9 protein-coding genes and 1 pseudogene are annotated in these 11,452 nt (G+C 56.8%); all 10 read left to right on the forward strand.

All coding sequences use genetic code 11. The features are described from left to right. The first annotated feature begins 8 nt into the window (after nucleotides 1-8). Nucleotides 9-515 carry a cyclic pyranopterin monophosphate synthase MoaC gene (moaC, locus tag HMPREF2554_RS03225; RefSeq protein WP_070554014.1) on the forward strand — a complete coding sequence of 169 codons (507 nt, stop codon included), beginning with the start codon at nucleotides 9-11 and terminating at the stop codon, nucleotides 513-515. A gap of 73 nt (nucleotides 516-588) precedes the next feature. Then, nucleotides 589-1,107 (forward strand): MogA/MoaB family molybdenum cofactor biosynthesis protein, encoded by a 519-nt coding sequence (locus HMPREF2554_RS03230; RefSeq protein WP_070554016.1) that lies wholly within the window; start codon nucleotides 589-591, stop codon nucleotides 1,105-1,107. Continuing rightward, entirely contained in the window at nucleotides 1,097-1,585 is a 489-nt protein-coding gene (locus HMPREF2554_RS03235; RefSeq protein WP_048751148.1) for a molybdenum cofactor biosynthesis protein MoaE, read from the forward strand. Before HMPREF2554_RS03230 ends, HMPREF2554_RS03235 begins: the two co-directional genes overlap by 11 nt. Before the next feature lie 37 nt (nucleotides 1,586-1,622). Then, nucleotides 1,623-2,831 (forward strand): ThiF family adenylyltransferase, encoded by a 1,209-nt coding sequence (locus HMPREF2554_RS03240; protein WP_070554018.1) that lies wholly within the window; start codon nucleotides 1,623-1,625, stop codon nucleotides 2,829-2,831. Nucleotides 2,832-2,910: 79 nt separating this feature from the next. Next, nucleotides 2,911-6,633 (forward strand): nitrate reductase subunit alpha, encoded by a 3,723-nt coding sequence (locus HMPREF2554_RS03245; RefSeq protein ID WP_070554020.1) that lies wholly within the window; start codon nucleotides 2,911-2,913, stop codon nucleotides 6,631-6,633. Then, a complete protein-coding gene (narH, locus tag HMPREF2554_RS03250; protein WP_070554022.1) occupies nucleotides 6,633-8,246 on the forward strand; it encodes a nitrate reductase subunit beta in 1,614 nt (537 codons plus the stop codon). The genes HMPREF2554_RS03245 and narH overlap by 1 nt, the downstream gene beginning before the upstream one ends. 3 nt (nucleotides 8,247-8,249) lie before the next feature. After that, nucleotides 8,250-8,996 (forward strand): nitrate reductase molybdenum cofactor assembly chaperone, encoded by a 747-nt coding sequence (gene narJ, locus HMPREF2554_RS03255; protein ID WP_070554024.1) that lies wholly within the window; start codon nucleotides 8,250-8,252, stop codon nucleotides 8,994-8,996. Nucleotides 8,997-9,019: 23 nt separating this feature from the next. Continuing rightward, nucleotides 9,020-9,853 (forward strand): respiratory nitrate reductase subunit gamma, encoded by an 834-nt coding sequence (gene narI, locus HMPREF2554_RS03260; protein WP_070554026.1) that lies wholly within the window; start codon nucleotides 9,020-9,022, stop codon nucleotides 9,851-9,853. Between the two features lie 35 nt (nucleotides 9,854-9,888). Continuing rightward, entirely contained in the window at nucleotides 9,889-11,133 is a 1,245-nt protein-coding gene (locus HMPREF2554_RS03265) for an MFS transporter (RefSeq protein WP_070554028.1), read from the forward strand. A gap of 181 nt (nucleotides 11,134-11,314) precedes the next feature. Further along, nucleotides 11,315-11,452 (forward strand): annotated as a pseudogene (locus tag HMPREF2554_RS03270) (MFS transporter); the annotation flags it as partial.

Here is an 11,452-nt window from a genome sequence, read left to right on the forward strand (position 1 = left end):
GACATATCGTGACTGAGAAGAATCTTCACCCCGATGCGGCACAGCCAGCCCAAGACTTGACTCATGTGCGCGCCGACGGGTCTGCCCATATGGTTGATGTGACTTTGAAAGACATTACCACACGCACGGCGCTCGCTGAGGGAACCGTGCACACTCGCGCCGATGTGATCGCCAAGATTTTTGATGCCGATCTGCCTAAGGGCGATGCCCTGCCGGTTGCGCGTGTAGCGGGTATTATGGGTGCTAAACGCACCCCGGATATTATTCCGCTGTGCCACCCGCTGCCGCTGGGTAAAATTACTCTGGATTTTGAGCGTGGCGAGGACTTTGTACGCATTGTGGCGTCGGTGAAAACCCGGGGCGTTACCGGGGTTGAGATGGAGGCGCTGACCGCGGTCTCGACCGCAGCGCTGACGATTTTCGACATGATTAAGGCGGTCGATAAATACGCCGTGATCAGCAATATTCGGGTACTAGAGAAATCTGGCGGAAAATCCGGTGACTGGGCTGTTTAGCGTTTCGCACTTTGCTATTTTGTGAAGCCCCAGAAGGAAAACCTATGAACAACAGCATGAGAGGGAGCACATCGTGAGTGCAGAAGAAATCCAGCTTCCCGAGAATCTGACCGGGCTTGTTATCGTGGCGTCTACTCGCGCCGCCCGCGGTATCTATGAGGATAAATCGGGGCCTATCGCGGTTGAATGGCTGCGTTCGCGCGGGTTCAAGACCCCGGATGCCGTCGTGGTCGAAGACCGGCAGATTATCGACTACTTCAACTCCCTCATTGCCGATGGGAAGAAGAATAATAACCTGCCCACATTTATTCTCACCAGCGGCGGTACCGGGCTGAACACGGACGATCAGACCGTAGAGGCGGTACGCCCGCATCTGGATAAGGAAATCCCCGGAATTATGCACGCTTTCTGGGCGAACGGCCTGCAGAACGTATCTTCCGCAGTGCTCTCACGTGGGGTTGCGGGCGTGATCGATAAAACCTTCGTGATGACTCTGCCCGGGTCGCGCGGCGGCGTTAAAGATGGAGTGAAAACCCTAGACCCACTCGTGGAACATATTTGCCGCCAGATGGAGGACTACCATGACCACTAAGCCGCAGGGGCTCGACCACAGCGGGGCGCACGGTGCTGAGCCCACCGGTTCGGTTGTCATGTTCACCGATATTACCGAGGAAGCCCTAGAGCCGCTTGCCAACGCCGCGAAGGCTCAGGTCATGACAGAGGCCATGGGCGCCCTTGTTGTATTCGACGGCATTGTACGCAACCATGATCACGGCAGTGCGGTGCGCGGGCTTTCCTATAGTGCGCATCCGCAGGCAAAAGAATATATCGCGCGTGTTGTGCAGTCTGTAGCGGATGAGCTGGAGGGGGTTCGTCTGTGGGCAGTTCACCGCGTCGGTCCTATCGCTATAGGAGAGTCCGCGCTGACCGTGCTTGCCGCTGCAGCACATCGTGGACGGGCCTTCGAGGCCTGCGAGGCGGTGGCTGACCGTGTGAAAGCCCAGGTTCCCATTTGGAAAGAACAGGAGCTGACGGACGGCAGCACCGAATGGGTGGGCATAGACACCTAGAGACTCAACACGTATTCCCGCGAAAGATACCATCAGGATGAGCTTTATCCCAGACCCCGAGACCGCGCCGGATCCCGTAACTCAGCTGAGCGCGGCCGAACGTGCCTTCTATGCGCGCCAGCTGATTCTGCCCGAGATCGGCATGGCGGGGCAGCTGAAGCTGAAGGCGGCGCGGGTTGCGGTGCTCGGTGCCGGCGGGCTTGGTGCCCCCGCCTTGCTCTATCTTGCGGGAGCCGGGGTAGGCGAGATTATCATTATCGACGATGATTCCATTGAGATCTCAAACCTGCACCGGCAGGTAATTCACAGCTACGCACGGGAGGGAAACTCGAAGGCAGAGTCGGCTGCCGAATCGATGCGCGCGCTCAACCCTTTCATCACGGTGACCGTTATCCGCGAACGTCTCACCGACAGTAATGCTTCGACTCTCCTCACTGGCACGGATGCGGTGCTTGACGGCAGCGATAACTTTGAGGCCCGCTACGCGGTTTCGGCTGCGGCACAACAGTTGGGTATCCCGCATATTTGGGCGGCAATTCTAGGGTTTGACGCACAGCTGAGCGTATTCTGGGCGGGCCGCGGTCCGGTCTACGAAGACCTCTACCCGCAGTCCCCCGCACCGGGAAGCGTTCCTTCGTGCAGTACCGCCGGGATTATTGGGGCGCTCGCCGGGATCGTGGGCTCGGCGATGGCAATGGAGGCTATTAAGGTCATCACGGGTTCCGGAAAGCCGCTGCTAGGTGAGGTTGGGCTATACTCCGCGTTAACAGGAAAATGGGAATATATACCTCTCTTAGCTTCGATGCAAGCAAAACCTAAGAAATCGGCAGAAACTCACCCTCAAGAGAGCCAAGACACTAAAAATCGCTTAATATTTCGTCATAATTCAGGAAAATTGACGGGTAACCATCACACGCAAAAGTTAGAAGACATAACCCCTGTTCAAGTCCGGCAGCTTTTACAGCACGAAAAAATGACCCTTATAGATGTTCGTGAAGCTATCGAGTTTTCTTCTTTTGCGATCGAGGGGGCGATTAATCTGCCGCTGACAGAAATTTTGGATGCTGACCGCGAAGGCAGTCTTGCCGCGAAAATCCGCGAAAAAATTGACCCCGCATCGAAATATCTTGTGGTCTACTGCACGGGATATACACGGGCGTTGGAGGCAGCACGGGATATTGCTGCCGCTACAGATACTCCCGTGCGTGTTTTAGTAGGTGGAATTTCCGGATGGCTTACAGTCTGAATAACCCTATGAATTTCCTGGATTAGAGAATATTTTTATATCGTATTTGGCATACCAATTTTTGCGATATATTGGCTGTATGGAACAAGCATCACAGACCAAAGGTCCGGATGGACCCCTTACCGATCAGCTGATCAAATTCGGTAAGTTCTTCTCTCGCTGGGACGAGACTGATGACGGTCGTGCGGTTTTCCGTGAAGGCGGTCGCAAAGGCGATACCTTCTACCGCGACCGCTGGAGCCATGATAAAGAAGTTCGCTCAACCCACGGTGTGAACTGTACCGGCTCCTGCTCATGGAAGGTGTATGTCAAAGACGGCATTATCACCTGGGAAGCACAGCAGACCGACTATCCCACAGTCGGTCCCGACCGCCCCGAATACGAACCGCGCGGATGCCCCCGTGGCGCTGCATTCTCGTGGTATACCTACTCGCCGACCCGCGTGAAATACCCTTATGTACGCGGTCTGCTCCTCGAAATGTACCGCGAAGCAAAAGCCCTGCACAGCGACCCGGTTGAAGCATTCCACTCCATCGTCTCCGACCCCGTCAAACGCAACCGCTACATCAGCGCGCGCGGTAAAGGCGGATTGGTGCGCTCCACCTGGGCGGAAGCGCTCGAAATCGTAGCCGCCGCCCACGTGCACACCATTAAGTACTACGGACCCGACCGCTGCACCGGCTTCACCCCGATTCCCGCAATGTCGATGGTCTCCTTCAGTGCCGGTGTGCGCTTTATCCAGCTCATCGGCGGTGTGATGACCAGCTTCTACGACTGGTACGCCGACCTTCCCGTGGCCTCCCCGCAGGTCTTTGGCGATCAGACCGACGTGCCTGAATCCGGTGACTGGTGGGATGCTTCCTATCTGATCATGTGGGGTTCGAACATTCCCGTGACCCGTACCCCGGATGCCCACTGGGTTGCCGAGGTGCGCTACCGCGGCACCAAGGTTGTCTCGGTCAGCCCTGACTATGCCGACAACACCAAATTCGCCGACGAATGGTTGCCCGCACAGGCAGGTACCGACGCTGCGCTCGCAATGGCTATGGGGCACGTGATTCTCAAGGAAAATTACGTGGATCAGCGCGTGGAGTTCTTCGAGGACTTTGCCCTGACCTACACCGACCTGCCCTTCTTGGTTACCCTCGAAACTCGTGAAGACGGCACGAAGGTTCCCTCGAAGTTCCTGACCGCCGCATCCCTGGCGGGGGAGCAGCACCAGGAAAACGCCGATTTCAAGACCGCCATGATGGATCGCGAAACCGGCGAGGTCTTTGTTCCCAACGGTACGATGGGTCACCGCTACTCCGAATCCGATCAGGGTAAATGGAACCTTGAATTGGACGGGCGCAAACCCATTCTCTCGATTCGCGATCTGCCGCAGGGCGAGTCCGCCGCTGTCGAGATTAAGATGCCGACCTTCGATAACCCCAAGGGTCACGGCGACATCATGACCCGCGGCGTGCCCGTCACCTACGTTGAGGGTCAGGAAGTTACCACCGTCTTCGACTTGATGCTTGCTACCTACGGTATCGGTCGCCCCGGACTGCCCGGCGACTGGGCCAAGGATTACGAAGACTGGTCGATTCAGAACACCCCGGCATGGCAGGAGCAGATTACTTCGGTTCCGCCGGAGGCTGTTATTCGCGTGGCGCGCGAATTTGCGCAGAACGCTATTGACTCTCACGGTCGTTCTATGATTATCTTCGGTGCCGGTATTTGCCAGTGGTACCACGCGGATACAACCTACCGCGCTATCTTGGCTCTGCTGAACCTGACCGGCTGCCAGGGCCGCAACGGCGGCGGCTGGGCTCACTATGTGGGTCAGGAGAAGGCACGTCCGCTCACCGGTTTGACCAATATGGCAAACGCTTTGGACTGGAGCCGCCCGCCGCGTCATATGATCGGCACCGGTTTCTGGTACATGCATACCGACCAGTTCCGCCAGGACGGTTACTCCACCGATTACCTGCAGTCCCCGCTGGGTACCGGCGAGCTCAAAGGCGTACACACTGCGGATGTTGTCGCGCGGTCCACCCGTATGGGCTGGATGCCGTTCTACCCGCAGTTCCCCGAGAACTCGCTCGACCTCGCCGATAAGGCAGAGGCGGCGGTAGCACGCGGAGAAGCTAAGGATAATGCCGATTATGTGGCACAGCGCCTGAACTCCGGCGACCTTGAATTCTCTGTCGAAGACGTCGATAACCCCGTGAACTGGCCGCGTACCCTGATGCTGTGGCGCTCGAACCTCTTTGGCTCCTCCGCTAAGGGTGAGAGCTACTTCCTCAAGCACCTTGTCGGCAGCATGGACAACGTGCAGGGCGCCGATCATGAGGAATCCATTCCGCGTGAGGTCACCTGGTACCAGGAAGCACCGCAAGGCAAGCTCGATCTGCTGGTCACCTCGGACTTCCGTATGACCACCACGACCCTGCTTTCGGATGTTGTGCTCCCCACCGCTACCTGGTACGAGAAGCACGATATTTCCTCGACCGATATGCACCCCTTCCTGCACGCGTTCTCGCCTGCTATCGACCCGCCGTGGGAAGCACGAACCGATCACGATACCTTCAAAGCTCTCTCATACGAGTTCACACGCCAGGCCAAGAAACACCTGGGCACCCGCAAGGATATTGTTTCGGTTCCGCTCCTGCACGATACCCCCGGTCAGATCAAGCAGCCCGGCGGTCATGCACCCGACTGGAAGAGCACTCCCGGCATGTCAGGTGTTCCCGGTAAGAACATGCCGAACTTCATGACCGTCGAACGCGACTACAGCGCGGTGTACGATATGTACACCTCTGTAGGCCCGCTCTTCGACAAGGTTGGTGCCACCACCAAATACGTGACGTACGATCTGAAGGACGAAGTCGCTCAGATGGCGAAGGAATTTGGTGTGATGGACTCCGGTAAGGGCGCGGGCCGTCCTGCACTGGATACCGACACCAAGCTCGCCGAGTCGATTCTGCGCATCTCTGGTACTTCCAACGGTGAGGTGGCCCTTAAGGGCTTCAAAGAACTTGAGAAGCAGACCGGTCTGCACCTGATAGATCTTGCCGAGGGTAACGAGGAACGTAAGATTACCTTCCCCATGACCCAGGCAGCCCCGCAGCCCGTGATGACCTCTCCCGAATGGTCCGGTTCGGAAACCGGCGGCCGCCGTTACGCGCCGTTCACCGTGAACATTGAAAAGAAGAAGCCGTTCCATACCCTAACCGGTCGTATGCACTTCTTCTTGGATCACGACTGGATGCACGAAATGGGCGAGGCGCTGCCGATTTACCGTCCCCCGCTGGATATGACCGGGCTCTTCAAGGAACCCGAAATCGGTACTACCGACGGCGTTTCGGTTGCAGTGCGTTACCTAACCCCGCACAACAAGTGGGCTATTCACTCCCAGTACTTCGACAACCAGCATATGCTGACCCTCTTCCGCGGTGGTCAGACTGCCTGGATGAGCCCCCAGGATGCCGAGAAGATCGGCGTCAAGGACGGCGAATGGATCGAATGTGTGAATACCAATGGTGTGTTCGTGGGTCGTGCGGTTGTCTCGCACCGTATGCCTGAGGGCGTGTGCTACGTGCACCACGCTCAGGAGCGTATGATGACGCCGAAGACCGAAACCACCGGCAAACGCGGCGGTATTCACAACTCGATGACCCGCATCCTACTCAAGCCGACCCATATGATTGGCGGCTACGCACACCAGGCATTCGCCTTCAACTATCTCGGACCGACCGGCAACCAGCGTGACATTGTCTCGTACATTCGCCGTCGCAAGTCGCAGGAGGTTACATTCTAATGCGTGTTATGGCACAAGTTGCAATGGTGATGGCGCTTGATAAGTGCATTGGCTGCCACACCTGCTCCGTGACCTGTAAACAGGCATGGACAAACCGTTCCGGTACCGAGTATGTGTGGTTCAACAACGTTGAGACCCGCCCCGGTCAGGGCTACCCGCGCCGCTACGAGGACCAAGAAAAGTGGAAGGGCGGCTGGGTGCTGAACAAGCGCGGTCGTCTGGAGCTCAAGAGCGGTAACCGCTTCCAGAAGCTCTTCTCCATTTTCGCCTCGCCGATTCAGCCCGAGCTCAGCGACTACTATGAGCCCTGGACTTACGACTACCAGAATCTCACCACCGCACCTCTAGGCGATGACTTCCCTGCGGCTAAGCCGGTATCGATGATTACCGGTCAGGAGACCAAGATTCAATGGGGCCTGAACTGGGACGATAACCTGGGCGGCGCCCCCGAGCACGGTCACCTCGACCCCCTTGTGGAGAAGGTGCGCAAGAAGGCTGAGGACAAGATTAAATTCGAGTTCGAGCAGACCTTCATGTTCTACCTGCCGCGTATTTGTGAGCACTGCCTGAACCCGTCCTGTATGGCGGCATGCCCCTCCGGCGCTATCTACAAGCGAGCCGAGGACGGCATCGTGCTGGTCGATCAGGATCGCTGCCGTGGCTGGCGTCAGTGCATCACCGGCTGCCCCTACAAGAAGGTGTACTTCAACCACAAGACGGGTAAGGCAGAGAAATGTACGTTCTGCTACCCCCGTATCGAGGCCGGCATTCCGACTGTGTGTGCCGAGACCTGCGTGGGTCGTATGCGCTACATCGGTATCTTCCTCTACGATGCAGACCGTGTGACTGAGGCAGCATCCGTTGCCGATGAGAAAGACCTGTACGAGTCGCAGCTTTCGCTCATGCTCGATCCTTCGGACCCCGAGATTATTCGTTTGGCACGCGAGAACGATATTCCCGAGGCATGGATTACCGCAGCCCAGAAGTCGCCCGTGTACAAGCTGGCAAAGGAATGGAAGGTTGCACTTCCGCTGCACCCCGAATACCGCACCATGCCGATGGTCTGGTACGTTCCGCCGCTGTCGCCGATTGTGGATCTGCTCAAGGACCAGGGACACGATGCTGAGAACAGCCAGAACCTGTTCGGCGCGATCGAGGCGCTGCGCATCCCCGTTGAATACCTTGCTGAGCTGTTTACCGCTGGCGATACCGAGGTCGTGACCTTCGTGCTCAAGCGCCTAGCCGCAATGCGCGCCTATATGCGTGACATTAATTTGGGCGGCGAAGGCAATGAAGAGATCGCAAACTCGGTGGGTATGACCGGTGCGCAGATGTACGAAATGTACCGTCTGATGGCGATTGCTAAGTATAACGAGCGTTATGTGATTCCTCCGGCTCATATGGAAGATGCGCACAACCTCGAAGAGATGGGATGCTCGCTAAGCGTTGATGGTGGTCCCGGCATGTACGGTGACGCATTCAACGACATGGAAGGTCGCCCGACCCCCGTCTCAACTGGCGTATATGAGAGCTCTAACAAGGTGAGCCTCTTTAGCTGGGATGGGAACTCGCGTCCGGATGGTCTGTTCCCGAATACCACCGGAAAGAAGTAAGTAGTGGCTGGATTCTTTTCCAAGCTTATGGGCAAAGCCGATTCCGGGAACACCCCGGAATCGGCGCAAGCCGCGCACGACGACATTGATCCGTTTGATCGTGACTATGGTGCAGGTGAAGACCGCGACTCGGTGATTTACCAGGTCAGCGGCATGCTGTTGAGCTACCCGACGGAAGAAACTCTTGATCTTCTGCCGGAGTTTACGCGCTTGGCGCAAGCAACTGAGGATCCCGATTTCGCGCAGGCCGTGCAAACCGTTGCGGATTGGCTCACGGCTCGCGAGCTTGAAGAAGTTCAGAGCGACTACGTGCAGGAATACGACCTCTCCCGCAGGCACGCTCTGCACCTCTCTTACTGGACGGATGGCGATACTCGCCGTCGCGGCGAAACCCTTCTTCGATTTAAGAAAATGTATCGCGATTCGGGGATGCTCACCCGCCTTAACGGGGAACTTCCCGACTATTTACCTCTCGTCTTGGAGTTTGCGGCGCTGGTGGATCGTCGCCAGGGTCGCGCAGCGCTTCAAGCATACCGTCCCTCATTAGAGCTGCTTCGTTTAGCGCTTCGGGACGGAGACCTCCCACACTACGGGTTATTACAGAGTATCTGCAATACCCTCCCCGGTGTCTCTCCCGAGACTCAGGAACAGGTGCAGCAGATGGCGGGTTATGGCCCGCCCGTTGAGACCGTTGGTCTGAGCGGGTATGCCGATCCGCGGCTGACCCAAGTTAACCCTAATAATATTTAGACCCCTCAAATTAGGAGTACATCGTGTACGCACTCGCATCCGAGCACGCAGCACATGCGGTGCCTGTCGGCGAGCCGGGGATTGTAGACACCCTCCTGTGGGGCGTGCTTCCCTATGTCACTATTCTTGTTCTGATCGGCGGCACTATTTGGCGTTACCGTACCGATCAGTTTAGCTGGACCACTCGATCATCACAGATTTATGAATCCAAGATGCTGCGTCTGGGATCGCCTCTATTCCACTATGGTCTAGCCGCTGTGTTTATGGGACACGTGGGCGGCCTAGTGGTGCCTAAGATGCTCACAGACCTCGTGGTGGACGACCACACTTATCACATTGTCGCTTTGTTGGGCGGTTCCGCAGCCGCTGCAGCAACTATTCTTGGTTTGTTCCTGCTTCTGTGGCGTCGTCGTCGTAACGCACAGGTTTTCTCTGCAACGACGATGAACGATAAGTTTATGTACTTTGTGCTGGTCGCCGTCATTCTGGCGGGTACCGCCGCAACTTTGATTTCTGCTTTTGACCCCTCGGGCGGTCTGCCCCCGGTTAACGGGCATGAGGTGGAGTTCAACTACCGCACCTCCATTGCGGTGTGGTTCCGTTCTATCTTCTACTTCCACCCGGAGGTAGCGTTGATGGTGAATGTGCCTGTTGCCTTCAAGATTCACATCATTGTGGCTATGGTGCTGTTCATTATCTGGCCTTTCACTCGTTTGGTGCATGCACTGACTGTGCCGCTGCACTACCTGTTCCGTCCCTACACCATCTACCGTTCTCGCGGCAATGAGCGCGTGGGCGCACGTCGTGGTTGGGACAACCCGCAAGAGGCGCTCCCACGTGAGCGCGTCAATCGCTAACAATATACACACAACACATAACACAAAGAGGAATCATGAGTGCTCCCACTGCTGAGAGTTACGACCTAAAAAAGGGGCAGCTTTTTAACCTGCTGCTGGTTACCTTCGCCTCGACCGTTGGGTTCTGGGCGTGGACGATTGTCGGTCCGCTTGCGAAGTACTACGCCAAGCCGGATCAGATGCATTTGAACCCGGGAACCACGAGTTTGCTGGTTGCTATGCCTATCTTTATTGGTGCGATTGGGCGTATTCCGGTTGGTGGTCTAACCGATAAGTACGGTGGGCGCATCATGATGAGTCTGGTGCTTGCCGTCAGCACTCCGCTGGTGCTCCTGGTCGGTGTTGCCGGCTCGATGAAGTCGTTCCCCCTGATGTTGGTATTCTCGTTCCTGCTGGGCATCGCCGGTACCGTGTTCGCGGTGGGTATTCCCTTCAGCTCTGCTTGGTACCCGCCCGCTCGTAAGGGCTTTGCAACCGGTGTTTTCGGTGCTGGTATGGTCGGTACCGCTCTGTCGGCATTCTTTACTCCGCGCCTGATGAACCTCGTGGGTTACATGAATACCCACTACATCATTGCGGCTCTGTGCGCGGTAACCGCCACCATCTCATTCTTGTTCCTGCGCGATTCACCGGCTACCGCTAACCGCGAGGTTACCCCGCTGATGCCGAAGATCATTCGGGCGTTCAAGGTGAAGTCAACCTGGCAGCTGTGCTTCCTGTACTCGGTAGTATTCGGTGGCTTCGTGGCATTCTCGAATTACCTGCCGACCTACCTGAACAATATCTACGATTTCAACGCTGAAGCCGCTGGTGCTCGTGCCGCAGGCTTCGCGGCGGCTGCCGTGATCGCTCGTCCCTTCGGCGGTATCTTGGCTGATAAGTTTGGTCCGAAGATCATTACCTTCATTGCACTGGGTGGCGTATCGGCTTTGGCTCTGGTTACCGCATTCCAACCGGATGCTGAGCATGTTTATGGTCCTATCTTCTTGGCGATGGCAGCTCTGCTGGGCTTGGGTTCCGGCTCGGTCTTCGGTTGGGTTGGCCGCGCGGCTGACCCGAAGAACGTGGGTGCGGTCTCCGGCGTGATCGCTGCTGCCGGCGCTCTTGGCGGCTTCTTCCCGCCGCTGGTGATGGGTGCAACCTACGATGCCGCACATCGTAACTACTTTATCGGTCTAACTCTGTTGGCTGTAACTGCAGCTGTGGCCTTTGCCCCGGCATTTTTGGTCAAGCATGGCGGTAAGCCGGAACATCATAAGGCTGATGCCGCAGCGAAGTAGTAGCTGAGTTTTTCACTCAATTGCTTGTTTCCATGGCTCTGGCCGTTCCCTACTCTGGGGGAGCGGTCAGAGCTTTTTACGTGAGTTTCGTACCCTAAAACCAAATTATGGGGTGGGGGTCATAATTTTGGAACAGATGGCTCTGAATGTAGATACCTCTAATTTATTGATTGCGATGCAGGTTTTGGCTGCCGCCGGTGGTCTGGGCGGGTTCTTCCCGCCGCTGGTAATGGGTGCAGCCTATGACGCTGCCGCAAACAGCTACTTTAACGGGCAGATGCTCTTGTCTGTGACGGCTGCCGCCAGAGTGGGGGGGGGG

The organism is Rothia sp. HMSC071F11 (assembly GCF_001809115.1).
GTDB lineage: Bacteria > Actinomycetota > Actinomycetes > Actinomycetales > Micrococcaceae > Rothia > Rothia dentocariosa.